Annotated in this window: 21 protein-coding genes and 3 tRNA genes; 14 read left to right on the forward strand and 10 right to left on the reverse strand. The window is 70.9% G+C overall.

The features are described from left to right. Window positions 1-38: 38 nt before the first annotated feature. From FHX82_RS04035 to FHX82_RS04050, 4 genes are read right to left on the reverse strand one after another with little or no spacing between them, the layout of a single operon-like run. A complete protein-coding gene (locus FHX82_RS04035; protein ID WP_145933232.1) occupies window positions 39-1,034 on the reverse strand; it encodes an ABC transporter substrate-binding protein in 996 nt (331 codons plus the stop codon). A gap of 10 nt (window positions 1,035-1,044) precedes the next feature. After that, window positions 1,045-2,079, reverse strand: a complete 1,035-nt coding sequence (locus tag FHX82_RS04040) for an iron-siderophore ABC transporter substrate-binding protein (RefSeq protein ID WP_145933231.1) — start codon at window positions 2,077-2,079, stop codon at window positions 1,045-1,047. A 31-nt stretch (window positions 2,080-2,110) separates the two neighbouring features. After that, window positions 2,111-3,838, reverse strand: a complete 1,728-nt coding sequence (locus FHX82_RS04045) for an ABC transporter ATP-binding protein (RefSeq protein ID WP_145933230.1) — start codon at window positions 3,836-3,838, stop codon at window positions 2,111-2,113. Then, a complete protein-coding gene (locus FHX82_RS04050; protein WP_229881175.1) occupies window positions 3,835-5,256 on the reverse strand; it encodes an ABC transporter transmembrane domain-containing protein in 1,422 nt (473 codons plus the stop codon). The genes FHX82_RS04045 and FHX82_RS04050 overlap by 4 nt, the downstream gene beginning before the upstream one ends. 100 nt (window positions 5,257-5,356) lie before the next feature. Between FHX82_RS04050 and FHX82_RS04055 the strand changes: the two genes are divergently transcribed. Together FHX82_RS04055 and FHX82_RS04060 are read left to right on the forward strand one after the other, a co-directional pair. After that, window positions 5,357-6,385: a FecCD family ABC transporter permease gene (locus tag FHX82_RS04055; protein WP_145933229.1), complete on the forward strand. Its 1,029-nt coding sequence runs from the start codon at window positions 5,357-5,359 to the stop codon at window positions 6,383-6,385. After that, window positions 6,382-7,404: a FecCD family ABC transporter permease gene (locus tag FHX82_RS04060; RefSeq protein WP_145933228.1), complete on the forward strand. Its 1,023-nt coding sequence runs from the start codon at window positions 6,382-6,384 to the stop codon at window positions 7,402-7,404. Before FHX82_RS04055 ends, FHX82_RS04060 begins: the two co-directional genes overlap by 4 nt. Before the next feature lie 45 nt (window positions 7,405-7,449). On the opposite strand, the gene lon is transcribed toward FHX82_RS04060, so the two are convergent. The 3 genes from lon to FHX82_RS04075 all read right to left on the reverse strand — a co-directional run bounded on the left by lon (window position 7,450) and on the right by FHX82_RS04075 (window position 11,761). Then, the gene (lon, locus tag FHX82_RS04065; RefSeq protein WP_145933227.1) at window positions 7,450-9,855 is read right to left on the reverse strand and encodes an endopeptidase La; all 2,406 of its coding nucleotides are present in this window, start codon (window positions 9,853-9,855) and stop codon (window positions 7,450-7,452) included. Window positions 9,856-9,958: 103 nt separating this feature from the next. Beyond that, a complete protein-coding gene (locus FHX82_RS04070; RefSeq protein ID WP_145933226.1) occupies window positions 9,959-10,810 on the reverse strand; it encodes an SAM-dependent methyltransferase in 852 nt (283 codons plus the stop codon). A 9-nt stretch (window positions 10,811-10,819) separates the two neighbouring features. Then, window positions 10,820-11,761, reverse strand: coding sequence for a GNAT family N-acetyltransferase (locus FHX82_RS04075; protein WP_145933225.1), 942 nt, complete (start codon window positions 11,759-11,761; stop codon window positions 10,820-10,822). Window positions 11,762-12,032: 271 nt separating this feature from the next. On the opposite strand from FHX82_RS04075, the gene FHX82_RS04080 reads away from it, so the two are divergent. The 4 genes from FHX82_RS04080 (at window position 12,033) to rpmG (ending at window position 15,221) form a co-directional block, all read left to right on the forward strand. Continuing rightward, the gene (locus tag FHX82_RS04080; protein WP_145933224.1) at window positions 12,033-14,654 is read left to right on the forward strand and encodes a putative bifunctional diguanylate cyclase/phosphodiesterase; all 2,622 of its coding nucleotides are present in this window, start codon (window positions 12,033-12,035) and stop codon (window positions 14,652-14,654) included. Window positions 14,655-14,727: 73 nt separating this feature from the next. Beyond that, window positions 14,728-14,800: transfer RNA gene (locus tag FHX82_RS04085), tRNA-Thr, on the forward strand. A gap of 149 nt (window positions 14,801-14,949) precedes the next feature. Then, window positions 14,950-15,022: transfer RNA gene (locus tag FHX82_RS04090), tRNA-Met, on the forward strand. 34 nt (window positions 15,023-15,056) lie between these two features. Continuing rightward, a complete protein-coding gene (gene rpmG, locus FHX82_RS36775; protein WP_091505072.1) occupies window positions 15,057-15,221 on the forward strand; it encodes a 50S ribosomal protein L33 in 165 nt (54 codons plus the stop codon). Window positions 15,222-15,610: 389 nt separating this feature from the next. Here rpmG and FHX82_RS04100 read toward each other — a convergent pair whose 3' ends face one another. Further along, window positions 15,611-16,750, reverse strand: coding sequence for an ROK family transcriptional regulator (locus FHX82_RS04100; RefSeq protein WP_145933304.1), 1,140 nt, complete (start codon window positions 16,748-16,750; stop codon window positions 15,611-15,613). A 139-nt stretch (window positions 16,751-16,889) separates the two neighbouring features. On the opposite strand from FHX82_RS04100, the gene FHX82_RS04105 reads away from it, so the two are divergent. From FHX82_RS04105 to FHX82_RS04130, 6 genes are all read left to right on the forward strand, one after another. Continuing rightward, window positions 16,890-18,287 carry an APC family permease gene (locus FHX82_RS04105; protein ID WP_145933223.1) on the forward strand — a complete coding sequence of 466 codons (1,398 nt, stop codon included), beginning with the start codon at window positions 16,890-16,892 and terminating at the stop codon, window positions 18,285-18,287. Next, entirely contained in the window at window positions 18,284-20,989 is a 2,706-nt protein-coding gene (locus FHX82_RS04110; RefSeq protein WP_145933222.1) for a glycoside hydrolase family 2 protein, read from the forward strand. Before FHX82_RS04105 ends, FHX82_RS04110 begins: the two co-directional genes overlap by 4 nt. Beyond that, window positions 20,986-21,855, forward strand: coding sequence for an ROK family protein (locus FHX82_RS04115; RefSeq protein WP_145933221.1), 870 nt, complete (start codon window positions 20,986-20,988; stop codon window positions 21,853-21,855). Before FHX82_RS04110 ends, FHX82_RS04115 begins: the two co-directional genes overlap by 4 nt. A 10-nt stretch (window positions 21,856-21,865) precedes the next feature. Beyond that, entirely contained in the window at window positions 21,866-22,312 is a 447-nt protein-coding gene (locus FHX82_RS04120) for a MaoC family dehydratase N-terminal domain-containing protein (RefSeq protein WP_145933220.1), read from the forward strand. Beyond that, window positions 22,312-22,713, forward strand: a complete 402-nt coding sequence (locus tag FHX82_RS04125) for a MaoC family dehydratase (protein WP_145933219.1) — start codon at window positions 22,312-22,314, stop codon at window positions 22,711-22,713. The genes FHX82_RS04120 and FHX82_RS04125 overlap by 1 nt, the downstream gene beginning before the upstream one ends. Window positions 22,714-22,895: 182 nt before the next feature. Then, complete coding sequence (locus tag FHX82_RS04130) at window positions 22,896-23,618, forward strand: dienelactone hydrolase family protein (RefSeq protein WP_145933218.1); 723 nt, start codon at window positions 22,896-22,898, stop codon at window positions 23,616-23,618. A gap of 99 nt (window positions 23,619-23,717) precedes the next feature. On the opposite strand, the gene FHX82_RS04135 is transcribed toward FHX82_RS04130, so the two are convergent. Together FHX82_RS04135 and FHX82_RS04140 are read right to left on the reverse strand one after the other, a co-directional pair. Beyond that, window positions 23,718-24,605 (reverse strand): SGNH/GDSL hydrolase family protein, encoded by an 888-nt coding sequence (locus FHX82_RS04135; protein WP_145933217.1) that lies wholly within the window; start codon window positions 24,603-24,605, stop codon window positions 23,718-23,720. Window positions 24,606-24,619: 14 nt separating this feature from the next. Then, window positions 24,620-25,843, reverse strand: a complete 1,224-nt coding sequence (locus tag FHX82_RS04140; protein ID WP_145933216.1) for a pyridoxal phosphate-dependent aminotransferase — start codon at window positions 25,841-25,843, stop codon at window positions 24,620-24,622. Between the two features lie 179 nt (window positions 25,844-26,022). On the opposite strand from FHX82_RS04140, the gene FHX82_RS04145 reads away from it, so the two are divergent. Next, window positions 26,023-26,095, forward strand: a tRNA-Trp gene (locus FHX82_RS04145). A gap of 34 nt (window positions 26,096-26,129) precedes the next feature. Beyond that, window positions 26,130-26,561 (forward strand): preprotein translocase subunit SecE, encoded by a 432-nt coding sequence (gene secE / locus FHX82_RS37620; RefSeq protein ID WP_183176469.1) that lies wholly within the window; start codon window positions 26,130-26,132, stop codon window positions 26,559-26,561. The last annotated feature ends 35 nt before the right edge of the window (window positions 26,562-26,596 follow it).

The following is a 26,596-nucleotide window of genomic DNA, read 5'->3' on the forward strand; positions in this document are numbered from 1 at the left end:
CCCCCTCCGCGCTCGGAGGGGGCCTTTTCGTTGCTACGTCAGAACTTCGCCAGCGCAGGCTTCAGCTTGTCCAGCACCCACGGGATGTCGTACACCGTCGGGTAGCGCAGGGCCGAGATGGTCTCCATGTCGGTCACCAGGTAGTTCCCCGACTTGACGTTCGCCACCAGCTGGTTGCTCTCGAATGCCTGCCGCAGGTCCGGCGAGGTGAACGCGATGACCACCAGGTCGGCCGCCAGCTTGTCGTACTGCTCAGGCGACAGCGAGCCCGTCGGACTGCCCGAGTCGTTCTGGCCCAGGTTCGCCACGTTCGGCGACAACTTCAGGCCCAGCGACTGGATCAGCTGCACCGCGAAGTCCTGCTGCGACACCAGGGTGAAGACCTTGCCCGCGGTGTTGCCCACCGAGGCGGTGAACGTCTTGCCTCCCGCCTTCGGGTAGTCGGCCTTCACCTTGTCGATGGCCGCCTGCGTGGTGTCGATGACCTGCTGTGCCTGCGCCGACTTGCCCAGCGCCTTCGCCGTCACCTGCACGTGTTCCTGCCACGACTGCGCGCCCCACTCGGTGGCGTAACCGACCGTCGGCGCGATCTTCGACAGGTTCGCGTACTCCTGGTCCAGCCCGTAGTCCGCGGTGGCCAGGATCAGGTCCGGCGTGAGGGCGCCGACCTCCTCGGCGTTCACGCCGTTGGTCGCGTCGACGATCTTCGTCTTCGCGGTGTCCACCTTGCCCTGCAGGTACGTCGGCACGCCGGAGACGCCGGACTTGTTGAAGAACGCGACCGGCGTCACGCCCAGCGCCAGCGCCGCGTCCAGGTCGTCACTCGAAGTGCCGATCACGACCACCCGCGAGGGTGCCTTGTCGATCGTCGTCGAACCGAACTTGTGAGTGATCGTCACCGGGAACGCCGAAGCGTCCGCCGCGGCGGCAGAGGACGACGGCGCGGACGACGAGTCCTGCACGTCACCGCACGCGACGAGGCCGAAGACGGCACCCGCGAGCAGCAGTGCGCCGAGGATTCTCTTACGGGACATGGACTGCCTTTCAGGAGGTGGCGGGGTTGCCGTCGACAGCCGCGGCGAGCTGGGGGACGAGCTTGTCGAGCAGGTACGGCAGGCTGAGCACGGACACGAACGACATGGCGCTGCCGTAGTCCGTGCCGTCGGGGACGAGGACCTCACGCTTCTGCTTCGCCACGTCGAGACCCGAGTAGAGCTTGTCGGCGTCGAGCGACGCGCGGCCCTCGGCCTCCGACTTCACCAGCCACACGAGGGCCTTGACGTTGAGCAGATCCGTGCGCTCGGCGGAGATGTTGGCGCCGTACTTGTTGCCGATGACCTGGTCGAGGTCGCCGGGCAGGGTGAAACCGAGCTCCGCGAGCACCCGCGAGCGCGGGTCCTCGCTGCCGTAGACGAAGTAGCCCTGGTAGATGGTGGCCACCAGCGCCGTCGCGCCGGCGAACGACGGGTTGTCCGCCTTGGCCTTCGCGAAACGAGCCTCCACATCGGACACCAGCTGCTCGGCCTGCGCCGACTTGCCGAGCACCTTGCCGACCGTGCGCGTCTCCTCCTGCCACGGGATGCCGTAGTCGCTGTACTCCTTCGGCTGCGCGACGACCGGCGCGATCTTCGACAGCGTGTCGTACTGCTCCTGCGTGAGCGCTGAGTACAGGCCGAGGATCAGGTCCGGCTTGAGCGCCGCGATCTTCTCGTACTGCGGGCCGTCGGTGCTGGTCAGCACCTCGGGCTTCGCCGCGTTGCCCAGCTTGTCCTGCGCCCACGGACCGATCGCGCCCGGGTAGTTGCCGAGGAACTCGGTCGTGCCCACCGGCACCACGCCGAGCGCGAGCAGCGAGTCCTGGTCGGTCAGCCCGACCGTGACGACGCGCTTGGGCGCGGACTTGATCGTGGTGCTGCCGTACTTGTGGGTGATGGTCACCGGGTACGCACCGTTGTTGGCGGCGCCGCCGGACGTCGACGGCGCGCTGTCGTCGCTGCCGCCACAACCGGTCACGACGAGTAGCGCCGAGGCCAGGGCACCGGCCAGGAACGCGCGCCGGCGCGGGAAGGAAGAGATCATAGGGTTAGGTTTGCCTAACCGAACTCCCTAGTCAAGACAGGGTTGCGTCACGTGACTCCGACCAAACGGACCACAACTGCGCGTAACGGCCGCCCGCGCTGACCAGGTCGGCATGGGTGCCCGACTCGACGACCCGCCCATCCTCCAGCACCACGACCCGGTCCGCATTCGCTGCCTGCGTCAGCCGGTGTGCGATGACCAGCGCCGTCCGGCCCCGCAACGCCGCGTCCGCCGCGGCTTCCAGTGCCTTCGCGCCCGCGCTGCCCGCTTCGGCGGTCGCCTCGTCGAGGATCGCCACCGCCGGGTCGGCGAGCACCAGCCGGGCGAGCGCGAGCTGCTGCGACTGCGTGGCCGTGAGCCGGTGTCCGCCCTCACCGACCACTGTGGACAGTCCGGCCGGGAGTGCCTCGGCCCAGCCCAGTGCGCCGACTCGGGCCAGCGACTGCGTGAGGTCCTCGTCGGTGGCGTCCGGCTTCGCCAGCCGGAGGTCGTCGGCGAGCCGTCCGGCGAACACGTGCACCTCCTGGCTGACCAGCGCCACCGTGCGGCGGTCCAGGTCCTCCAGCGGCAGGCCGCCGACGAGGATCGAGCCCATGGACGGGCGTTGCAGCCCTGCCACCAGCCTTCCCAGCGTCGTTTTCCCGGCGCCGCTCGCGCCCACCAGCGCCACCCGTTCACCCGGCGCGATCGCGAGGTCGATCTCACGCAGCACCGGTGCACCCGGCACGTACGCGTGGTGCACTCCGGCGATCTTGACCGAGCCGTCGAGCGGCACCGCGGCGCCTTCGCCGGGCGGCTGCAGTTCGGCCACCCCGACCAGCCGGGACAGGCTCGCGGCCGCCTGCTGTGCGTCGTCGGCCAGCGCCAGCGCGGAGTTGATCGGGCCGAACAGGCTGTGGAAGTACAGCGCCGCCGCGGTCGCGGTGCCCAGCGAGACGCTCCCGCCGCGGACCAGCAGGAATCCCGTGACCAGCACGGCGGCGAGGCCGATGTACTCAGCGAGGTTGAGCCGCGCGAAGAACCGGGTCAGCAGCCGCACGCCACGCAGGGTGAGCCCGACAGCGTGCTCCGAGGCGTCGGTGACCCGCGCGAGGTGGCGTTCGGTCAGCCCGAACGCGCGCACCGTCTTCGCGCCGCCGATGGTGTCGAGCAGCTGTTGCTGCTGCGCCCCGACGGCGACGCGCTGCTCGGCGTAGACGGGCACGGCGCGACGGCCGTACCAGCGAACCGTGTGCAGCTGCACCGGCGCGGCGAGCAGCGCGGCGACGAGGAACCGCCAGTCCAGCACGGCCAGCCCGCCGAAGGTGAGCGCGATCGTCAGCACCGAGCCGCCCAGCTCGGGAAGCGCTTCCCGGGCGGCGCGGGCGATCACGGACACGTCGTTCGTCACCCGGGCGGTCAGGTCCCCGGAACCGGCCTTCTCCACTGTGGACAGTGGCAGGCTCAGCGCGCGCGAGACGAACCGTTCCCGCAGCGTCGCGAGCATGCCTTCGCCCAGCTTCGCGACGAGGAACCGGCCGACCGCCTGCGTGAGCCCGCGAGCCACCGCGACTCCGACCAGCAGCACGACGGGTACGGCGATGGACCGGTGCGCCGCGACGAGGTCGACGACGCGGCCGAGCAGGGGAGCGGTGAACATCCCGATCCCGGTCGCGGCGACCAGGACGGCGAACGCGCAGGCGGCGAGCGGGCGGCGCGGGCGCAACAGGTCGGCGAGGGCCTTCCTGACGCTGCCCGCGGTGGGGAGGAGGTCGGTCACGAGAGCACCGCCGCGCGGTAGTTCTCGTTGTGCCGCAACAGTTCGTCGTGGGTCGCTGCGAGATTCCCGAAGACGACACGGTCGGTCACGGCGAGCAGAGCCGGGCTGGTGGTGATCAGGATCGTGGCGCGGCCGCGGCGGTGTTCGGCGATACCGGCGGCGATGCGGGCCTCGGTGACGGGGTCGACGGCGGTGGTCGGTTCGTGCAGCGCGAGGACCGGCGCTTCGGCGGCGAGCGCGCGGGCGAGGGCGACGCGCTGGCGCTGACCACCGGAGAGGGACTTGCCGCCCTCGGCGAGCACGGCGTCGGCCGGCACGTCCACCGCGGCGGCGGCCATGGCGCGTTCGACGTCGCCACCGACGTTGTCCGCGACGGTGCCGGTGAACAGGTCCGCGTCGTGCGGGGCGAGGAGCACGCCGGGGTGTTGTTCGAGCGCGGTGAGCAGGTCGTGCGGGTCGGTGGTGACGATACCCAGCAGGCCGCGGTCCGGTAGGTCCATTGTGGACTCGGTTGGCTTGGCCGGTGCGTCTTGGAGCACGTCGGCGATGCGGGCGGCCGAAGCCCGGCCCTGGGCGAGCTGGCCGTTGACCCAGGCGAAGATCTGGAACGGCGTGAGGAGGAACTGGGCGAGCCCGACGGCGGCGACGAGTTCACCGATCGTGAGGTGCCCGTCGAGCGCGAGCTTCCCGCCGACGAGGGCGACGAGCGCGATGAAGGCGCCGGTGAGGGCGAGGATGGCGCCGTCGTGCCCGGCCTCGGCCCGCGCGGCGCGGAGCGTGGCGCGCAGGCTGGCGCGGCTGGTCCGCCGGTAGCGGGCGACGGCCGCCGCTTCGGCGCCGAGGCCCTTGAGCACGCGCAACCCGCTGACCAGATCGACGGCGACGGCGGACGCGTGGGCGGCGCGGTCCTGCTCGACCTGGCTGCGGCGTTCGAGCGGGCGCCCGATGAGGTGGGCCAGCCACAGCAGCGGAGGGGTGCCGAGGAGAACCAGCAGCCCGAGCGGAACGGACATCCGGAGCAGACTCACGGCGGCGACGAGCAACCCGGCGAGCGCGGCGATCCCGAAGGGCAGCGCGGAGTTCACGGCACCGACGCGCTGCGCGTCCCCGGTCGCGACGGCGACCAGTTCCCCGGACAGCCGCCCCGTCCCGTCAACGCCTTTCGCGGCGACCGCCGTGCGCAGCCGGTGAGCCGCCCACTCGGCGGTCCCCTCGGCGACTCGCGCGGCGAAGCGGTAGCACGTGGAGAGCCCCGCGAACACGACGGCGAGGATCAGCAGCCAGACGAGCAACCCGGTGACCGAGTGATCAGCCACAGCGCGGTCGATCACGATGCCGATGACCACGGGAACGAGCGCCTCGCCCCCCTGATGCCCAGCCGCCAGCAGCGAGGCCAGCACCACCCGCCGCCGATCCACGGCGGTCCAGAGGCTGGGGATGGTTCGAGTGCCACTGCGACCTCGTTCCGTCACAGCGCCCGCCTCCTCCTGAGCATGTAGGTAAGGCTAGTCTAAGTCCGTGGCCGTGAGCACCCAGCAACCTTCCGCGCAGCGCACCGGCGCGAAGGGGTCCGGCCTGGTCATCGCCCTCGCGGTACTCGCATTCGCCTGCCTCGCGAGCCTGTGGGTCGGCGCGAAGGGCATCCCGTTCACCGCCACCTGGCACCTGTTGTGGCACAACGACGGCTCCAGCGAAGCCGTCATCATCCACGACCTCCGCCTGCCACGGACCGTCCTCGGCCTGCTCGTCGGCGCCGGGCTCGGGCTGGGCGGCGCGCTCATGCAGGCGCTGACCCGCAACCCCCTCGCCGACCCCGGGCTGCTCGGCGTGAACATGGGCGCCGCGGCCGCGGTGGTCGTCGCGATCGGCTTCCTCGGCATCGGCACCCTCACCGGCTACCTGTGGTTCGCCCTCGCCGGGGCCGCGGTCGCCGCCGTCCTCGCGTACACCCTCGGCACCGCGGGCCGCGGCTCCGCCACCCCCGAACGGCTCGTGCTCGCCGGCGCCGCCATCACCGCCGTGCTGTTCGCGTTCGTGCAGGGCGTGCTGCTGCTGAACCCGATGACGTTCAACCAGTTCCGCTTCTGGGACGTCGGTTCGCTCGCCTCCCGCCGGATGGACGTCGTCGTGCAGGTCGCGCCCGTGATCGCCGTCGGGATAGTCCTCGCGCTCTCGCAGGCCCGCGCCCTCAACGCGCTCGCCCTCGGCGACCAGGCGGGCCGGGCGCTCGGCGCGCACATCGGCCGCACCCGCGCGCTGGTCGCCATCGCCGTGACCCTGTTGTGCGGCGCGGCGACCGCGGCCGCGGGGCCGATCACGTTCGTCGGACTGGCCGTGCCGCACGTCGCGCGTCTCCTCGTCGGGCCGGACCAGCGGTGGGTGCTGCCGTACTCGATGGTGCTCGCGCCGATCCTGCTGCTCGGCTCGGACATCGTGGGCCGCGTCATCGGCGGGGCCGAGGAGGTCGAGGTCGGCATCGTCACCGCGTTCATCGGCGCACCGGTCTTCGTCCTGTTGTGCCGCAGGCGAAAGCTGGCCCGGCTGTGACCGCTGTCCTCCGCGCGGGCCCCGTGTCGCTGCGCGTGCACCCGCGGGCCGTCGTCGTCGCGGTCGCGCTGCTCGTCGCCACCTTCGCGATCAGCGTCCTGGCGCTCACCACCGGCGACTACCCGCTGTCGGTGCCGGACGTGCTGAAAACCCTCGCCGGTGACGGGCCGCCCGGCGCGGATTTCGTGGTCACCACGCTCCGGTTGCCCCGCCTGCTCACCGGCCTGTTCGTCGGCGCGGCGCTCGCGGTCAGCGGCGGGATCCTGCAGAGCATCTCCGGCAACGCGCTGGGCAGCCCGGACGTCATCGGTTTCACGCAGGGTTCGGCGGTCGGCGCGTTCTTCGTGATTCTCGTGCTCGACGGCGGGATGTTCGCCACCTCGGTGGGCGCGCTGGTCGGCGGGCTCGTGACCGCGGCCGTGCTGTACCTGCTGTCCTACCGCGGCGGGGTGCTCGGGCTGCGGCTGATCCTGATGGGCATCGGCGTCAGCGCACTGCTGCTGGCGGTCAACTCGTACCTGATCACGCGCGCCTCGCTGCAGGACGCGATCGTCGCGCAGTCGTGGCGCGTCGGCGGCCTCAACGGGCGGGAGTGGGAGCACGTCACGGTGTCGGGCGTGACCGTCGCGGTGCTGTTGCCGGTCGCGTTGCTGCTGGGGCGCCGCCTGTCGCTGCTGGAACTGGGCGACGACAAGGCGCGGGCGCTCGGCGTGCGCACCGAACAGACGCGGCTCGCGTTGCTGGTGGTCAGCGTCCTGCTGGCAGCCTTCGCGGTCGCCGTCGCCGGGCCGATCGCGTTCCTCGCGCTGGCGGCGCCGCAGGTCGCGCGGCGCCTGTCGGGCAGCGCCGGCCCCGCCCTGCTGACCACCGCGCTGACCGGCGCTTTCCTGCTGGTGGCCAGCGATTTCGTGGTGCAGCGGGTCTTCGCGTCACGCCTGCCGGTCGGCGTGGTGACGGGCGCACTGGGCGGGTTGTACCTGGCGTGGCTGCTCGTGCACCAGTGGCGTCGCCGGGTGTGAACGCACAGAGGCCCCTCACCCACGAGGGATGAGGGGCCTCCGAACTCAGGCCGCCTGCGCGACCGGTGTCGACGCCGGGGCGAGGGCCAGCTCCAGCACCTCGCGGACGTTCGACACCGGGTGCACGTCGAGCTCCGCGAGGACGTCCGCCGGGACGTCGTCCAGGTCCGGCTCGTTGCGCTGCGGGATGATGATCGTCTTCAGGCCCGCCCGGTGCGCCGCCAGCAGCTTCTGCTTCACGCCACCGATCGGCAGCACCCGGCCGGTCAGCGACACCTCACCGGTCATCGCCACGTCCGCCCGGACCACCCGGCCCGACAGCAGCGACGCCAGCGCCGTGGTCATCGTGACCCCGGCCGACGGGCCGTCCTTCGGCACCGCACCGGCGGGAACGTGCACGTGGATCCCGCGCTCCTTCAGGTCACCGACCGGCAGCTCCAGCTCCGCGCCGTGCGACCGCAGGTACGACAGCGCGATCTGCGCCGACTCCTTCATCACGTCACCCAGCTGACCCGTCAACGTCAGGCCGGTGCCGCCGGACTCCGGGTCCGCCAGCGACGCCTCCACGTAGAGGACGTCACCACCGGCACCGGTCACCGCGAGGCCCGTCGCCACACCCGGGGTCGCGGTCCGCTGGGTCGACGCGGGCAGCGACGACTCCGGCAGGTGCCGCGGCCGGCCGAGGTAACCCGGCAGGTCCTCGGCGTCGATCGTCACCGGCAGCGACACCTCGTCCAGCGCCACCCGCGTCGCGATCTTGCGCAGCACCTTCGCCAGCGTCCGGTTCGCGTTGCGGACGCCCGCTTCCCGCGTGTACTCGGCGGCGATCCGGCTCAGCGCGGCGTCGGTGAACACCACGTCACCCGGCGCCATGCCCGCCCGCTCCAGCTCACGTGGCAGCAGGTGGTCGCGGCCGATGGTCACCTTCTCCTGCTCGGTGTAGCCGTCGAGGGTCACCAGTTCCATGCGGTCCAGCAGCGGACCGGGGATGGTCTCCAGCGCGTTGGCCGTCGCCAGGAACACCACGTCCGACAGGTCGAGCTCGACCTCCAGGTAGTGGTCGCGGAACGTGTGGTTCTGCTCCGGGTCCAGCACCTCCAGCAGGGCGGCCGTCGGGTCGCCGCGGTAGTCGGCGCCCACCTTGTCCACCTCGTCGAGCAGCACCACCGGGTTCATCGACCCGGCTTCCTTGATCGCACGGACGATCCGGCCGGGCAACGCGCCGACGTACGTGCGCCGGTGCCCGCGGATCTCCGCCTCGTCCCGGATACCGCCGAGCGCGACGCGGACGAACTTGCGGCCCATCGCCTTCGCGACCGACTCGCCGAGCGACGTCTTGCCGACACCCGGAGGGCCGACCAGTGCCAGCACCGCGCCGGAGTGACGCCCGCCGACCTGGCCCTTGCCCGCCTCGGATCGCCGGGCGCGCACGGCCAGGTACTCGATGATGCGTTCCTTCACGTCGTCCAGGCCCGCGTGGTCGGCGTCGAGGATCGCTCGCGCCGCCGCGATGTCCAGGATGTCGCTCGTCCGTGTCTCCCAAGGCATTTCCAGCACGGTGTCCAGCCACGTGCGGATCCAGCCGCCCTCGGGGGACTGGTCGGAGGTCCGCTCCAGCTTGTCTACCTCGGCCAGCGCGGCCTTGCGGACGTGCTCGGGCAGGTCGGCCTTCTCGACGCGGGCGCGGTAGTCGTCCTCGCCGTCGCCGCTGCCGTCCAGCTCGCCGAGCTCCTTGCGGATCGCCTCCAGCTGGCGGCGCAGCAGGAACTCCTTCTGCTGCTTCTCCATGCCCTCGGCCACGTCCTTGCGGATGGTGTCGCTGACCTCCAGCTCGGCCAGGTACTCCCGGCTCCACTCCAGCGCGCGCTCCAGCCGGGCCGCGACGTCGAGCGTGCGCAGCAGTTCGAGCTTCTGGTCCAGGTCGAGGTACGGCGCGTTGCCCGCCAGGTCCGCGATGGCGGACGGGTCCTCCAGCTCCTGGACGGCGTCGATCATCTGCCAGCCGCCACGCTGCTGGAGGATCGAGATCACCACGGTCTTGTACTCGGCGGCAAGCGTTTGCGCGCGCTCGCCGCGCAGCTCCGGAGCCTCCTCGGCGCGGACCCACCGCGCCGCGCCGGGCCCTTCGCCGGTCTCGCCGACCGCGGCCCGCCCGGTGCCGCGCAGCAGCACCGCGGCCTTGCCGCCGGGGATGCGGCCGATCCGCTCGATGGTGGCGACGGTGCCCAGCTCGGCGTACTCGCCGTGCACCCGCGGCACGATCAGGACCTCGGCCTTCGCGGCAGGCAGCGAACGGATGCCCGGGAACGACGGCGTGCTCGGCGCCTTCGCCTGCGCGGACTCCACCGCCGCACGGGTCTCGGCGTCGTCGAGCTCCAGCGGGACGATCATGCCGGGCAGCACGACATCGTCGTCGAGGGGAAGCAGGGGCAGGAGCCTGATTTCGGTCATCGGGGCGCTCCTTCGTAGTTGAGTCTGCACAGCTCAACTTCGTCGGGAGCGGTTTTGTTTCCGCAGGTCGTTCGCTATGAGCGAGCGGTTTTCGGGAATAGGCTCACTCGGGTCCGCGGGCGACTCCGGCGACGCCGAAGGGCCTCGTCCGCGCGGTCGGCGGGCTCACCGGTTCGGTCGGCCGCCAGTCGGCGGGCGGCACGAGCCCGGGGTCGAGCAGCGGCCAGCCGCCGAACCACGACTCGATTTCCGCGCTCTTCCGTGGCCACATCGGGTTGCTCGTCTTCCGGTACGACTGCACGGCGTCGCGGATGGGCGCCGCCTCGTCGGTGTCGAGGTGGTCGGACGTGGAGTGCGAGATCGCGAGCCAGCTGCCCGGCACGAGCTGGTCCCGGTAGCGGGCCACGAGGTCGGCGGGGCGGTCGTCGTCGCCGATGAAGTGCAGCACGGCGACCATCAGCAGGCACACCGGCTGCCCGAAGTCGATCAGCCGCTCGGTCTCGGGATGCGTCAGCACGCCGTCGACGTTCCGCAGGTCGGCCTGGATCATCGCGGCCCAGTCGGTCGCTTCCTCCTGTTCGAGCAGCACGGTGGCGTGGGCCGTGGCGACGGGCTCGTAGTCGACGTACACGACCGACGCCCGCTCGCCCTCGGGCAGGTGGTCGCGGACGATCTCGTGGACGTTGCCGACTGTCGGCACCCCCGAGCCGAGGTCGAGGAACTGCCGGATCCCGGCCTCCACCGCCGCCCGCACGAGCCGCCCGAGGAACGCCCGGTTCTGCCTCGCCAGCTCCCCGGCCACGGGGAACAGCTCCAGCGCCCGCTTGCCGAACTCGCGGTCCACCGCCCAGTTCTGGTCGCCGCCCAGGTACCAGTCGTAGATCCGCGCCGCGGACGGCTTCTCGACGTCGACGCCGGCCGGAGCCGCCGGTGCTGCTTCCCCAGTGTCACCCATTCGTGTGTTCTACCGCACAGCCGGCCTTCGGTACCAGTAGGTCCAGAGCGGGCGGTAGCCGTGGCCGTACCAGAACGGCGTCGACTGGGGGCTCGCCAGCGCGTGGTGCAGGAGCACGGCGTCCACGCCCATCTCGTCGAACAGCTGGTGGGCGTGTGCGGTGAGCGCCGTGCCGACGCCGGAGGACTGCGCGGCCTCGGAAATCTGCAGAGAAGCGAGGTAGCCGACGCGCTCCGCGTTGACGTACCGCGCGACCCAGTCCGTCTCCGGCGGGTACTCCAGCAGCAGCGACCCGAGCGGCCTGCCGTAGAGCTCGGCGAGCCAGACCGTCGGCTCGGTCCGGTTCAGCTGCTCGGTGAGTTCCGCGCGCAGCAGCTCCTCGGCGTTGGCCCGCAAGGTGACCAGGCCGAACTGGGAGTCGTACCGCTGCAGCTCGGTGAACAGCCGGGTCGCGGTGTCGAGGTCGGCGGTCTCGGCCGCGCGGATCCGCACCCCGGGTTCGGCGGGCGGTCCCGCCGCGGTCAGCCGGTCCGCCGGGCGCACGGCCAGCACCCGCGTCGGGGCGAAGCCGTGCCGCAGCAGCTCGGCGGAGCCCGCGGGGTCGCGGCTCGGCCGCGGCACCACGGCCGCGGTCTCCCAGTCGCCGGGGCTCGCGAGCCCGCTGAGATGTTCATCCCATCGCGTGAGAATCTCCGCGAGGGCTTCGCCCGGCGCCGGACCGCTCAGCCGGACAGTCAGCCGGTGCTCGACGAGCGGCCGCCACAGAGAGTCACTTGAACGTTCGTCTACGGCACTGCGCCACGCGTGCCCCTCCGCGCCGGAGCCGTTGGCGTCGGCCCGGAAAACGGTTACCGGCTCGGGTGGTCGGGCGAAGGGGTCTGACGAGGGCAGCAGTGGGTCGGCGCCGGTGAGCCGGGCGGCGTGCGCCGTTGCGATCGCCTCCGTGTCCATGGCGGTATTGAAGCCCCCTTGTTCGATCAAGGCCACCGCAGGGCTGGTTACCGCTCGTCATCGGAAAAAGAAAACGAAGCGACCTTCCGTTTCACCCGGTAAGTCGCCGCAGCTCACCACCGTTGGCGGATTGTTAACTATGGGGTGATCTCATGGTGGCTGGAAAGAGGCTGAAGTACGCCCTCCGGGGTACAGTGACACCCTCATTCGTGCGGAGATCAAGTTTTCCGCACGCAGGAGCGCTGCGGGCCACTGGTGGGAAGGAGGGCGCATGCCGGGCACAGGCGGCACGCCGGACGCATCAGATCCGGCGGAGGCCGACTCCGCCCGCCCGCCCTCCGCGGAGGCGCGCGGCGACGAGCGGCGCTTCCGCGTCTACACCCTCGCCGTCCTGACTTCCGGCATCGTGACGGCGACCCTGGTGTCGCTGCTGTGGCAGCCGTTCCACGGTCGCGCCGAGCTGTGGTGGATCGGCCCGGTGCTGGCGCTGTCGTTCCTGCTCGCCGAGCAGCTGGGCATCAACGTCGACGTCCGCAGCGGCATCTCGTGGACCATCTCCTTCACCGAGATCCCGCTGGTCATCGGCTTCTTCGTGGCGCCGTTCGAGGTCGTGCTGGCCGCGCACCTGGTCGCCGGCATCAGCACACTGCTGGTCCGGCGGGTGTCGGGCCGTGTCCTCTACAACGCGGGCGCGTTCCTGCTGGAGATCACCAGCGCGTTCGCCGTCGCCGGGCTCGTCCAGCACGCCGCGGGCACCACGGAGATGACGTGGCCCGCCGCGCTCGCCGGCACGCTGACCGCCCCGCTGGCCAGCACCCTGCTGGCGCTCGCGGCCGTGCGCGTGCTGCGCCGCCGGATGCGGATCGGCACCGCGCTGCGGCTGACCGGGCGGATCCTCGTCGTCGGGTTCGTCAACGCCTCCGTCGGCCTGAGCGGGTACCTCGTCATCGTCGGCACCAGCAACGCCTGGCCGCTCGTCGTCGCCGTGTTCCTCGGGCTTTCCGCGCTGTACTGGGCCTACTCGGACCTGCTGCGCGAGCAGCGGGACATGGAAGCGCTTTCCGACGTCAGCCTCATGGTCGCCCGGTCCGGGCAGCAGGCCGCCGCGCGGCCCGCGAGCCGGATCGACGACCTGACCGGCGGGGTGAACGCGAACGACTGGTCCACCATCGCGGAACGGATCAAGGACCAGCTCTCGGCCGCGAGGGTCGTGCTGCGCCTGCGCCTCGAACCGACCGCCGCCATGACCACCGTCGTGGCGGGGGAGCCGCTGCCCGGCGCGGGCCAGGTGGGGGAGGACGCGCTGGTCCGCCTGCCCGGCTCGCACGTGCGGCACTTCCGCAGCACCGAGGCGAACGCCGACGTCGCGGACGCGCTGCTCGACCGCGGTGCGCAGGAGGCGCTGGTGGTGCCGCTGCGCAGCGCCAACCAGCTGCTCGGCGTCGTCGAGGCGCACGACCGGCTGTCGCGCTGGCGCGGGTTCGGCAAGTACGACGTGCAGCTGCTCGGCACGATGGCCAGCCACCTCGCGACCGCGCTCGACAACCGGCGCCTGCTGGCGACCCTGCGCCACGACGCGTACCACGATCCGCTCACCGGCCTGCTCAACCGGCCGGGTTTCCGCCAGGTGGCGAGGGAACCGTTGCGGGAGCGGCAGGACGCCGCCGTGCTGCGCGTGGACCTCGACGTGTTCTCCACCGTCAGCGACGCGCTCGGCTACACGTGGGCCGACCGGATGGTGATCGCCGCCGGCCGCCGCCTCCGCGACGCGCTCGGCCAGGACGTCCCGCTGGCCCGGCTGGAAGGCGCGTCGTTCGCGGCGCTGCTCACGGGTTATCCCAGCAACCGCATCCACGAGGTGGCGGAGCGGTTGCGCGCCCAGCTGTCCGCGCCGTACCCGGTGGACCGTCTCACGGTCGAGGCGAACGCCATGGTGGGCTACGCGACCCAGGGCGGCGAGGAAGCGGACAGCGCCGATATCGACGCCCTCCTGCAGCGTGCGGACGTCGCCGTGCGGGCCACGCGTGGCGGCGAGGAGGTCCGGGCCTACGTGCCCAGCATGGGCCAGATCTTCCTGCGCCGCTTCCAGATGGTCACCCAGTTCCGGCAGGCGCTGGAAGAGGGCCAGCTGAGCGTGCACTACCAGCCGAAGATCTCGCTGCCGAGCAAGCAGGTGCTGGGCGTCGAGGCGCTCGTGCGGTGGGTGCACCCGGAGTTCGGGAAGCTCGACCCCGACGAGTTCGTGCCCGCCGTCGAGGCCGCGGGGCTGATCGGTGTGCTGACCGGGTTCGTGCTGGAGGAGTCGCTCAAGCGGGTGCGCAAGTGGATGGACGAGGGGCTGCGGATCTCGGTGGCCGTGAACCTGTCCGTGCGCAACCTGGCGGACGAGGACTTCCCGGCGAAGGTCGTGGAGTCCCTGCGCCGCTTCGACGTGCCGTCCGAGCTGCTGACGTTCGAGCTGACCGAGTCCGGTGTGATGGCCGATCCGCAGAAGGCGCTGCCGATCCTGCAGGAGCTGCACGCGCTGGGCATCGTGCTGGCGGTGGACGACTTCGGCACGGGCTACTCGTCGCTCGCGTACCTGCGGCGCCTGCCGGTGGACGAGGTCAAGATCGACAAGAGCTTCGTCCTTGGCATGGGCACGGATCTCGGGGATCTCGCGGTGGTGCGGTCGATCGTCGAGCTGGGGCACTCGCTGGGCCTGACAGTGGTCGCCGAGGGTGTCGAGGAGGACATCGCGAGGGACCAGCTGGAGGCGATGGGCTGCGATGTGGCGCAGGGCTACCTGATCTCGCGCCCGCTCGCGGAGGACCGGCTGGAGGCGTGGTTGCAGGCGCGTACGGCCAGGTCAGCGGGTCGGCACCGGGAGACCGTCCTGACGCTGCTGACTTAAGGGACCCCCGTGCACGGGCTGGTCGGCTCGTTGTGTAATCTCTTCGAGGCTTCAACGTTGAGGCGTTGATCCCGCCCCTTTAGCTCAGTCGGCAGAGCGTCTCCATGGTAAGGAGAAGGTCTACGGTTCGATTCCGTAAAGGGGCTCGCGAGTGGGTGTAGTCTGTCCAGAGCAAGCGTGGACCTGACTCGCTTCGCAGTGTCCTCTGGGGGCCTGGCCCCCAGACCCCCGCCGGGGGCGAGCCCCCCGGACCCCCACTGGCGGTGGTGGGTTTGCGGGGCCGGGGCGCGAACAGGGCGGTGTAGCTCAGTTGGCAGAGCAAGCGGCTCATAATCGCTGTGTCGCCGGTTCAAGTCCGGCCACCGCTACCGGGATTCGAGTTTTGTAGAGAAAGGCGTAGCCGTGGCTGCCACCGACGTGCGACCGAAGATCACCCTGGCGTGCGAGGAGTGCAAGCACCGCAACTACATCACCAAGAAGAACCGGCGCAACGACCCGGACCGCTTGGAGATGAAGAAGTTCTGCCCGAACTGCGGTACGCACCGGGTGCACAAGGAAACCCGCTAAGACCAGACCAACAGGACCGCCTCCGGACACACACGGAGGCGGTCCTGTTTTTTGTGGCACCACCCACACAACGGTCACCCGGTGACGAAGGCCGCCCGGAACACGCCCAGGCCGACCACGGCTCACGCGCGAAGGCGCGGGTTCAAAGATCAAAAGATGCCTCGCCGGCGGGCAGGCTCCAGGATGAGCCAGGGGATGCCGTCCACCTCACCTCATGCAGGTGGTCGAGTCGTGTGGTCATCCCGTCGCCTGCGGTTTGTGCATATCACTTTGAGGACCAGCCGCAAGGTTGGCATGTCAAGCTCCGGCGAGCACGGATGTTGCGGCTGCTCCTCAAAGTGATCGTCCGGTGTCAGGCGACGGGATGACCACCCAACTCTGGGGTTTGTTCAACCCGTTCCCCGCCGTGCGAAGACCACGTCCCGTGCTGTCCGCAACGCCGTTGCTATCGCTCCCGTCAGCGCCGCCTCCTCGCCCAGTTCCCCGGGCACGATCACCGGTCTCAACGGTGTCGCGTGGGTCAACGCGCGGGTCAGGGGCTCGGCCAGCAGGTCCGTGTTCTTCCCGATCCCGCCGCCCAGTACGACCAGTGCCGGGTCGATCACCGCCGCCACCGAGGCCACCATGAAGGCCAGGCGGGTCGCCTCCTCATCCACCGCCGCCAGCGCACGCCGGTCGCCCTCGCGGGCCAGGCGGAAGACATCCTTCGCGGTTTCGACGTCCAGGCCACGGGACGCCGCCATCTCCACCACCGAGTGGCCCGCCGCGGACGACTCCAGCATTCCTTCCCGCGGGGGCGAGTCGGGCGGCGGCCAGCCGTACGGGAGGTAACCCACCTCTCCCGCCGCCCCGTGGGCGCCGCGGAACAGGGCGCCGTCGACCACGATGCCCATGCCGATACCGGTGCCGACGGTCACGCACACGAACACGTCCACACCCCGCGCGGCGCCCGCCTCGTACTCGCCGACCGCCGTCAGGTTCGCGTCGTTCTCCACCACCACGTCCGGGCCCAGCGCCGACGACAGCTCGTTCAGCAGCCCCTTGCGCTCCCAGCCCGGCAGGTTCGGCGCCCGCCGCACCGTGCCTTCCCGCGGGTCCGGCACACCCGGGGTGCTGACGACCTTCGACACGACGTCCGCCATCCGCAGGCCCGCCCGCGCGACCGCGTCCTCCGCCGTCGCCCGCACGGACTGCAGCAGGGCACCCGCCGAGCGCGCCCGGTTCGGCGCGTCCAGCCTGGCCACGACCGTGCCGCTCAGGTCCGCCACCGCGACCCGGATCAACCCGCGCCCGATGTCGATGCCCAGCACGTGCCCGGCCGCCGGGTTGACCTCGTACACCACCGCCGACCGGCCAGGACCCGAGATCGTGCGGCCCGCCGTGCGCACCAGCCCGTGCTGTTCGAGGTCGAGCAGCGCCTGGCCGACCGTCGGCTTGGACAAGCCCGTGTCGGCCGCGATCTGCGGCCTCGTCGCGGGCCCGCTGTCCCGCAACCGCTCCAGCACGGCGCGCTGGTTCAGCTCGCGCATGCCCGCGGGAGTGCCGACCGTCACCGCTCCATCCCCCTGCCTTCGAACCGAGTAATCGCCAGTTTACGGAGAAGCCCTTCCCTCCACGTCAGGCTTCTGTTAAGAAACCTTCTTAACAAATCCGGGACGGAGGCGCGCCATGAGCTCTCCCACAAGATCCGAGACGACCGGCCTGCAACGGCAGATCGGCCCCCTGCAGGCGACCGCGATCAACATGACCCAGATGTGCGGCATCGGGCCGTTCGTCACCATCCCCGCGATGGTGGCGACGATGGGCGGCCCGCAGGCGATGTTCGGCTGGGTCATTGGCGCGATCATCGCGCTGGCCGACGGGCTGATCTGGGCCGAGCTGGGCGCCGCCATGCCCGGCGCCGGCGGCACCTACATCTACCTGCGGGAGGCGTTCCAGTACCGCACCGGGCGGCTCATGCCGTTCCTGTTCGCGTGGAGCGCCGTGCTGTTCATCCCGCTGATCATGTCCACCGGCGCGATCGGCATGGTCAGCTACCTCGGCTACCTCGTGCCGGGACTGGTCGACGCCGACGGCGGCACCACCGTGCTGGGCCACGTCGTGGGCATCGCGATCGTGGCGGTCGTCGTCTTCGCACTGTGGCGGCGGATCGGCGAGATCGGCAAGCTCACGACCGTCCTGTTCGGCGTGATGCTGTTCTCCGTCTTCGCCGTGATCATCGCCGCGTTCACGCACTTCGACGGCGGCCAGGCGTTCGGGTTCACGCCCGGCGCGTTCGGCTCCGGCGGCGCGTTCTGGACCGGCCTCGGCGCCGGTCTCGTCATCGCGATCTACGACTACCTCGGCTACAACACCACGGCCTACCTCGGCGCCGAGCTGCGCGACCCGGGCCGGACGCTGCCGCGCTCGGTGATCTACTCCGTGCTCGGCATCATGGCCCTGTACTTCCTGCTGCAGGTCGGCGTGCTCGGCGCGGTGCCGTGGCAGGAGGTGCAGAACTCGTCGTCCATCGCGTCGCTCGTGCTGGAGCGGACGTGGGGCGGGGTGGCCGCGAAGATCATCTCGGTCGCGATCGTGATCACCGCCTTCGGTTCGGTGTTCGCCGGGCTGCTCGGCGGCTCGCGCGTGCCGTACGAGGCCGCACGCGACAAGCTGTTCCTGCCGTGGTTCGCGAAGCTGCACCCACGGTTGAACTTCCCGACCGTCGGGCTGCTGGCGATGGGCGTGATCACCGCGATCGGCTCGCTGTTCACGCTCACCGACGTGATCAACATGGCGCTGGCCGTGCTGGTGATCGTGCAGTCGGTCGCGCAGGTCGCGGCGATCGTGGTCCTGCGGCGGCGCCAGCCGAACCTCCGGCGCCCGTACCGCCAGTGGCTCTACCCGGTGCCGACGGTCCTCGCGCTCGTCGGCTGGGGCTACATCTTCTACTCCGCCAGCCCGCTGTCGAAGTGGCTGACGCTGGCGTGGGTGGTCGTGGGCGTCGTCGCGTACCTGATCTGGGCGAAGGTCGAGCGGACCTGGCCCTTCGGGGAGAAGGAGATCCGGGAGGCGTACGCAGCATGAAACTCGCACTGGGAGCCGTGGTACTGGCCGCGACCGCACTGCTCACCCCGACCGCCGCGGCGCAACCGCACGACACCGGGCTGATCACCGTCGGCAAGCAGGGCTGGCAGGTGCAGAGCAGCGCTGTCGCGACCGACCCGGCCGAGCAGATCTCCAACCCCGCCTACCGCACGACGAACTGGCTGCCGGTCAGGCCCGACGACGCCGGCGCGCCCGGCACCGAGATCAACGCGCTACTGCAGAACGGCGCGTGCCCGGACGTCTTCTACTCCGACAACATGCGCAAGTGCTTCGGGTACGTCGACAAGCTCGGCCCGGTCACCGTGCCGCGCTTCGCCGTGCCGTGGTGGTTCCGCACCGACTTCACGCTGGCCACCAAGCCCGGGCAGGACGTGAAGCTGACCATCCCGGGTGTCGTGGGCGAGGCCGACGTCTGGGTCGACGGGCAGCAGGTCGCGACGCGTGACGAGGTCAGCGGCGCCTTCGCCGCGCACACCTTCGACGTCACTCCGTTCGTGCGCCAGGGCAAGAACTCGCTGGCGGTCAAGGTGTACCCGAACGACCCGACGAAGATGTACACCCTCGACCAAGTCGACTGGAACCAGTTCCCGCCGGACAACAACACCGGCATCCAGTACCCGGTCCAGCTGCAGATCTCCGACGCGCTCACCGGCTCCAACGCACACGTCCTGCAGCAGAACGCGGCCGACCTGTCCAGCTCGAAGCTGACCGCGAAGCTCGACCTCACCAACAACGCGAGCCGCGCCCAGACCGGCGACGTCACCGCCACGATCACCCCACCGGACGGCGGGAAACCGGTGGTCGTGCGGCAGACCGTGACCGTGCCCGCGAACACCACGAAGACCGTGACGTTCGCCCCGGTGACGATCAACCACCCGAAGGTCTGGTGGCCGTATTCGATGGGTGACCAGCCGCTGTACACGCTGAGCACCGCGGTTTCGCAGGACGGCAAGGTGTCCACCACCTCCAGCGACACCTTCGGCATCCGCACCGTCACCACACGGCTCGTCGGCGGCTCGCCGCAGCTGCCCGACGGCGCGCGCATCTTCGCCGTCAACGGCAAGGAGTTCGTGTTCCGCGGCGGCGGGTACGCGCCGGACCTGTTCCTGCGCTACTCGAAGACCGACGTGGCCCACCAGGTCCAGCTGATCAAGAACCTGGGCCTGTCCGGCGTCCGCCTCGAAGGCCACGACATGCCGCAGGACTTCTACGACCAGATGGACCGCGCGGGCCTGCTCGTGCTGGGCGGGTTCCTGTGCTGCGACGCGTGGCAGCCCGACAGCGAGGCCAACCTGACCGAGCGCGACTTCCGGATCATGCACGACTCGGCTCGCAGCATCGGCGAGATGGAGCGCAACCACCCGAGCGTGATCACCTACGGCTGGAGCGACAACGAGCCGCTGCCGCGCCAGGAGCGGGAATCGCTCGCCGGGTTCGCCGAGGCGGACTTCCAGGTGCCGATCATCGCGTCGGCCGAGTACAAGAGCACGCCGACGCTCGGCCCGGCGGGGGAGAAGGAAGGCCCGTACGACTGGGTTCCGCCGACGTACTGGTACGACACCACGCACTACGACCCGGACGACCCGAGCCGCAGCAACGCGGGCGGCTCGTGGGGCTTCGCGAGCGAGCAGAGCGCCGGCGACACCGTGCCCACGCTCGACTCGATCAAGCGGTTCCTCTCCCCGGAGGAGCAGGCGAAGCTCTGGCAGGACCCGGCGTACAACCAGTACCACGCGAACTTCGAGCCCGGGCACGGCGGCTACGCCTTCGGCACGCTGTACACGTTCGACACCGCGCTGAAGGCCCGCTACGGCAGTTGGTCCGATTTGGACAGTTACGTGCAGCTGGCCCAGGTGCAGAACTACGAGAACACCCGCTCGCAGTTCGAGGCCTTCCTGGACCACTCGACGGACAAGGCCAACCCCTCGACGGGCGTCGTGTACTGGCAGCTCAACAAGGGCTGGCCGACGCTGCTGTGGTCGCTCTACAACTACGACGGCGACCAGCCCGGCTCGTACTACGGCGCGCAGAAGGCGAACAAGCCGCTGCACGCGCTGCTGGGCTACGACGACAACCAGGTCACGGTGGACAACCTCGGCGGGGCGAAGCAGGACGGCGTGAGCGTCGAAGCCAAGGTGTACGACCTGAGCGGCAAGCTCCTCGACGACCAGAAGGCCGGCGGGATCGCGCTGAACAGCCAGCAGGTCCGCAACGACGTGCTGCGTCCGAAGCTGCCCACCAGCGGGGTCTCCTTCGTCGAGCTGCTCCTGTCGCAGCACGGCAAGGTCGTCGACCGCAACGTCTACTGGCGCTCGGCGAAGCCCGACGTCGTGGACTGGCCCGCCACCCTGGGCAACCCGCAGGCGACGATGAAGCAGTACGCGGACTTCTCGGCGCTGCAGTCGTTGCCGCCGTCGTCGGTGCGTGCGGTCGCGAGCACGCCGCGGCCGGGCGTCACCCAGGTCACCGTCACCAACACGTCGGACAAGGTCGCGTTCTTCCTGCGTGCCGACGTCCGGCAGGCGGACGGGTCGCAGGTCGCGTCGGCGACGTGGGACGACAACGACATCACGTTGTGGCCCGGGGAGTCGCAGACACTCACCGCCACCTACGACCCGGTGGCCGCACCGCACGTGAGCCTCGACGGGTTCAACACGGCGGCGATCACGGTGATCGGGTGAGCGGTTTCGTACTGGGCATCGACTTCGGCGGCACGAAGGTCGCCGTCGGAGTCGCCGACCGGGCGGGGAACCTGGTGCGCCAGGCGAGGCTGGACACCGAGGCCGAACTCGGGGCCGGGCAGGTCGTGTCGCGGGCGCTGGCCGCCGCGCGCGACCTGCTCGACGGCGCCGAGCCAGCCGCGGTCGGCGTCGTGAGCCCCGGCATCGTCCTGCCCGAGAAGATCCTGCTCGCACCGAACGTGCCGGGCTGGGAGAACCTGCGGCTGCACGACCTGGTGGCCGCGGAGTTCGCCGCGCCGATCACCGTGGGCACGGACGTGAAGGCGGCCGGGCTCGCGGAGGCGCGATGGGGTGCGCTCGCGGGCGCCGATCCGGCGGTGTTCCTGTCACTGGGCACGGGTATCGCCGCCGCGCTCGTCGTCGGCGGCCGGGTGCTGACCGGGGCGAACGGGGCGGCGGGCGAGATCGGTTACCACCTGGTGGCGGGGGTCGACGAGGGTTTCGCCTCGGGCGCGGCGCCGCTGGAGGACGTGGTCGGCGGGCGGGCGCTGGGGCTGCGGGCGAGCGCGGCGCTGGGCCGCCCGGTGACCGCGGCCGAGCTGTTCGCGTTGGCACGGCGGGATCCGGCGGCGAAGGAGCTGGTGTCGCAGGCCCTCGACGAGCTGTCCCGGCACGTCGCGAACCTCGCGATCACCCTCGACCCGCGCCGGATCGCCGTGGGCGGCGGCCTGTCGGGCTCGAACGACGTCATCCTGCCCGCGTTGCGGGATCGGCTGGCCCACGCCGTGCCGTTCCCGCCGGAGGTGGTGGCGGCCCGCTTCCCGCACGACGGCGCCCTGCGCGGGGCGATCGCGCTCGCTGGGTAATGTGCCTTCCGTGCCACTCGACCAGTCGTTCATCGGGCGTAGCTATCCGCCGACCAGCACCTACGAGGTCGGCCGCGAGAAGATCCGGGAGTTCGCCGACGCGATCGGCGACGACAACCCGGTGTACCGCGACCCGGAGGCGGCGCGGGCCGCGGGCCACCCCGACGTCATCGCCCCGCCCACGTTCCTCACGGTGATCAACCTGGCGGCGATCAACACGATCGTCGCGGACCCGGAGCTGGGGCTGGACTACTCGCGGATGGTGCACGGCGACCAGAGCTTCCGCCACACCCGCCCGGTGCGCGCGGGCGACCGCCTGCGGCTGACGACGTACGTCGAGGACATCATGGCCCGTGCGGGCAACGACTTCCTGACCGTGCGCGCGGAGATCACCGACGAGGACGGCGAACCGGTGTGCACCACGCGCGCGCAGCTCGTGGTCCGGGGGGAGGCGTGATGGCGTACACCGTGGGCGAGGAGCTGCCGGCGCTGAACGTGCGCGTGACGCGGGAGAGGCTGGTCCGGTACGCGGGCGCGTCGCTGGACTTCAACCCGATCCACTGGAACGAGCGGTTCGCCAAGGATGTCGGGCTGCCGGACGTGATCGCGCACGGGATGCTCACGATGGCGCTGGGCGGCCGGCTGGTCACCGACTGGCTGGGCGACCCGTCCCGGCTGCTCGAATACGGCGTCCGGTTCACGCGCCCGGTCGTGGTGCCGGACGACGAGGAGGGCGCGCTCGTCGAGTTCACCGGCAAGGTGGGCGAGGTCCGCGAAGACGGCACGGCGAGGGTGGACATCACGGCCAAGTTCGCGGGGAAGACCGTGCTGGGCAAGGCGACCGCCGTCGTGCGGTGACGGGGTTCCGTAAAACCGGTTGGCCTGGCACGCGGCCGCTGCTACTTTTCCGGAGGCCGTGCGAGAGACCGAGGAGGTGGTACCCGTGAACGTTTTGACATGGGTGCTCCCCTCAGGGGTCACGGTCGGGCGATAGGTCGTCCGGGAGCGCCGTTTCACGAGCACTCCCGAAAGGCACGACCATGCAGTTCACTTCCGAACGGCGCCTCGACGACGGCGTCCTCGAACGCGAGTTCACCCTCGGCGAGATCCCCGGCATCCTGTGGACGCCCGCGTCCGCACCGGCCCCGCTGATCCTGCTCGGCCACCCCGGCGGCCTGGGCAGGATGTATCCCCGGCTGGTGGGCCGGGCCCGGCACGCCGCGAAGGACGGCTTAGCCTCGGCCACCATCGAGCTCCCCGGAAGCGGTGACCGGCCCCGTTCCGCCGCGCTGGAGGAGGCTCGCGCCGACCTGCGCCGGGCGATGGCGGCCGGAGAGCCACTGGACGAGATCGTCGACCGGCTGATCCTCCCGCTGGTCGAGAAGGCGGTCCCGGAATGGCAGGCGACCCTGGACGCCCTCCTCGCGCTGCCCGAGATCGGCGGCCCGGTCGGGTTCTCGGGAGGGGTGATCGCCATCGGCACCCGGCTGGCGGTGGTGGAGCCACGCATCTCGGCCGCCGTCCTGTTCGCCGGGAGCTTCGTGCCCCGCAGCATGTTCGAGGAAGCCCGGCAGGTCGGCATCCCGCTGCTGGTCCTGCTCCAGTGGGACGACGAGGGCAACGACCGGCAGGCGGCGCTGGATCTGTTCGACGCGTTCGGCTCGAAGGAGAAGACGCTGCACGCGAACCTGGGCGGGCACACCGGCGTCCCACAGTTCGAGGGCGACGACGGAGGACGGTTCTTCGCGCGGCATCTGAAGTGAGGTTGGGGCGGGCGGCAGGTTGATAGCACGCTGCGCGATGCCTGGGGTTGCCTCGTGCGCGGACTCGACCGGGCGCTGGGCGACCTCGACTGACCCGCTTCAACCTGCCGCCCGCACCACCGCGTCCGCCATTGCCTTCTCGCCGTTGGCGTTCGGGTGCAGGGCTGCCGCCGGGGCGGACGGGACCAGGTCTTCGACCCACTTGACCGTCGCCTTCTGGCACAGGTCGTGGCCCTTGCTCGGCGTCGCCGTGTCGACGTAGTCCGCGCCGTGTGTCTTCGCCTGCTCCGCGAGCATCGCGTTCAGCCGGTCCGCCGTGTCGCGCAGGTACGCCACGTCGGCCGGGACCAGGGGCAGGAACGGGAAACACCCGTCGCCGTCGGGGAGGACCGTCGGGTAACCCACCAGCAGCACCCGGGCGTTCGGGGTCTTTCCGTGGATCGCCGTCAGCGCGCTGCCGACCTTCGCCGCCGTCTGGTCGATCCGCTGCGCCAGCTGGTCCCGGCCGCCCGCGGTCAACCTGTTCCGGCACGGCGTCGCGTTCACGTCGTCGGTGCCGCACTGCTGGATCAGGCCGATGAGCCCGACGTCGTTGCCCCCGATGCCGAGCGTCACCAGCACCGTGTCCGGGGTGAGGGCGTCGAGCTGCGGCGGGTTGGTGCCGTCGTTCGTGCGCTGCGACTCGTACAGGTGCTCGGTGGTCGCCCCGGCGCAGCTGACGTCCACGAACTGCACCGGGTGCAACTCGGCCGCCACGAGGTGCGGGTAGTTGTTGTCCGAACGCTGGCAGCCCACCGGCTGCCCGGCCGCGTTCCCGGTCCGCGGCGCCGACGTGTACGAGTCGCCCAGCGCGACATAACGGCCCGACTGCACGGGAACCGCGGGCGGTGACGCCGACGTGTTCTGCTGCGACCGGGAATACGCGAACGCGCCCGCGGCGACGATCACCGCGAGCGCGATCAGCCCGACGAGGAGTTTCCTGACCACCCCTCCAGGGTGCGCTACTTGGCCTCGGACAGCAGGTTGCCGACCCGCTGCACGCCCTCGACCAGGTCGGACTCCGCCAGCGCGTACGAGAACCGGAAGTAACCGGGCGTGCCGAACGCCTCACCCGGCACCACGGCCACCTCGGCCTCGCGCAGGATCAGGTCCGCCAGCTCCAGTGAGTCCTTCGGCCGCTCGCCGCGGATCTCCTTGCCCAGCGCGCCCTTCACCGACGGGTACGCGTAGAACGCGCCCTTCGGCGTCGGGCACTCGAAGCCGGGGACCTCCGACAGCATCGACACGATCTTCTTTCGGCGCACGTCGAACGCGGCGCGCATCTCGTGCACGATGTCCAGCGGCCCGGCCACGGCGGCCAGCGCGGCGCGCTGCGCCACGTTCGCCACGTTGCCGCACAGGTGCGTCTGGTAGCTCGACGCGGCCTTGACCACGTCCTGCGGGCCGATGATCCAGCCGACGCGCCAGCCCGTCATCGAGTACGTCTTCGCGACGCCGTTGAGCACCAGGGTCCGGTCGGCCATCTCGGGGACCACGACGGGCAGCGAGTAGTTCTTCGCCTCGTCGTACACCAGGTGCTCGTAGATCTCGTCGGTGACGACCCAGATGCCGTGCTCGTAGGCCCACTTGCCGATCGCCTCGATCTGCTCACGCGGGTACACCGAGCCGGTCGGGTTGGACGGCGAGTTGAACAGCAGCACCTTCGTGCGCTCGGTGCGCGCGGCCTCCAGCTGCTCGACCGAGACCAGGTAGTCGGTGGACTCGTCCGCGGTGACCTGCACCGGAACGCCACCGGCGAGCTTGATCGACTCCGGGTACGTGGTCCAGTACGGGGCCAGCAGCAGCACCTCGTCGCCCGGGTCGAGCAGCGTGGCGAACGCCGAGTAGACGGCCTGCTTGCCGCCGTTGGTGACGAGGATCTGCGAGGGCTGGACCTCGAAGCCGGAGTCGCGCAGCGTCTTCTCGGCGAGGGCCTCGCGGAACTCCGGCAGGCCGGCGGCGGCGGTGTACCCGTGGTTCGCGCGGTCGCGCACGGCGGCCGCGGCGGCCTCGACGACGTGGTCCGGCGTCGGGAAGTCGGGCTGCCCCGCGCCGAAGCCGATCACCGGGCGGCCCTCGGCCTTGAGCGCCTTGACCTTCGCATCCACCGCGAGGGTCGCCGACGGCGTGATGCCGGCGATGCGGGCCGAGATGCGCGGGCGGGTGACGGTTGCGGGAGAGGTCATGGCTTCATGGTGGCACGGCCGCCCTGTGATCAAACGCGCAGGGCAGGGCCTCGGGAGGGCTCGGTTGCGGGCCCACCCAGGGCTTGCCGTAGACTGCCGAACTTGGAACGTCCGGCGCGTGACCCCGCACGGGATGCGGGGTTGGTGAAGGGTGTCCGGCGAGCGGTGGTTCAGCTCGAAGGGGTGTAGCTCAGTTGGTAGAGCAGCGGTCTCCAAAACCGCAGGTCGCAGGTTCGAGTCCTGTCGCCCCTGCTTCGGCATAGGTGGTCCAAGCGGAGGAGTGGTCGTGAGCGACAGCGACGCCGGCGGCGAGAAGGAGCAGGAGTCCAAGCGGGCTTCGCGTCCGGTCACCGCCGCGGCTCGGCGCGAGCGCCGCGCCTCCGCCCGCCCTGCGGGCAAGGCCACGGCCAAGGACGCCGACAAGGCGCGCCCGGCCGCGAAGGCCGCGTCGAGCACCGAGGGTGCGACGAAGGCCGATGCCAAGAAGGGCCGGGCGACCCCGAAGCGGGACCGCAAGGAGAAGAAGCCGTCGCTGGTGGCGCGGCTGACGCGGTTCGTCCGCGAGGTGTGGGCCGAGCTGCGCAAGGTCATCTGGCCGACGCGCAACCAGATGGTCACCTACACCACCGTGGTGCTGGTCTTCGTGGCTTTCATGGTCGCGTTGGTCTACTTGCTGGACTTCGTGTTCCGCAAGGGCGTGTTCTGGCTGTTCGGCTGAGGCGCGCCGGGCGCGCGGGCAGGCACCAGACACGA

This window comes from Amycolatopsis bartoniae (assembly GCF_014191255.1).
GTDB lineage: Bacteria > Actinomycetota > Actinomycetes > Mycobacteriales > Pseudonocardiaceae > Amycolatopsis_E > Amycolatopsis_E bartoniae.

Excerpts from the sequence above, each read along its gene's own strand:
- FHX82_RS04035 (WP_145933232.1), bottom strand. The coding sequence starts at position 1,034 with ATGTCCCGTAAGAGAATCCTCGGCGCACTGCTGCTCGCGGGTGCCGTC.
- FHX82_RS04040 (WP_145933231.1), bottom strand. The coding sequence starts at position 2,079 with ATGATCTCTTCCTTCCCGCGCCGGCGCGCGTTCCTGGCCGGTGCCCTG.
- lon (WP_145933227.1), bottom strand. The coding sequence starts at position 9,855 with ATGACCGAAATCAGGCTCCTGCCCCTGCTTCCCCTCGACGACGATGTC.
- FHX82_RS04070 (WP_145933226.1), bottom strand. The coding sequence starts at position 10,810 with ATGGGTGACACTGGGGAAGCAGCACCGGCGGCTCCGGCCGGCGTCGAC.
- FHX82_RS04075 (WP_145933225.1), bottom strand. The coding sequence starts at position 11,761 with ATGGACACGGAGGCGATCGCAACGGCGCACGCCGCCCGGCTCACCGGC.
- FHX82_RS04080 (WP_145933224.1), top strand. The coding sequence starts at position 12,033 with ATGCCGGGCACAGGCGGCACGCCGGACGCATCAGATCCGGCGGAGGCC.
- FHX82_RS04100 (WP_145933304.1), bottom strand. The coding sequence starts at position 16,750 with ATGCGCGAGCTGAACCAGCGCGCCGTGCTGGAGCGGTTGCGGGACAGC.
- FHX82_RS04105 (WP_145933223.1), top strand. The coding sequence starts at position 16,890 with ATGAGCTCTCCCACAAGATCCGAGACGACCGGCCTGCAACGGCAGATC.
- FHX82_RS04110 (WP_145933222.1), top strand. The coding sequence starts at position 18,284 with ATGAAACTCGCACTGGGAGCCGTGGTACTGGCCGCGACCGCACTGCTC.
- FHX82_RS04125 (WP_145933219.1), top strand. The coding sequence starts at position 22,312 with ATGGCGTACACCGTGGGCGAGGAGCTGCCGGCGCTGAACGTGCGCGTG.
- FHX82_RS04130 (WP_145933218.1), top strand. The coding sequence starts at position 22,896 with ATGCAGTTCACTTCCGAACGGCGCCTCGACGACGGCGTCCTCGAACGC.
- FHX82_RS04140 (WP_145933216.1), bottom strand. The coding sequence starts at position 25,843 with ATGACCTCTCCCGCAACCGTCACCCGCCCGCGCATCTCGGCCCGCATC.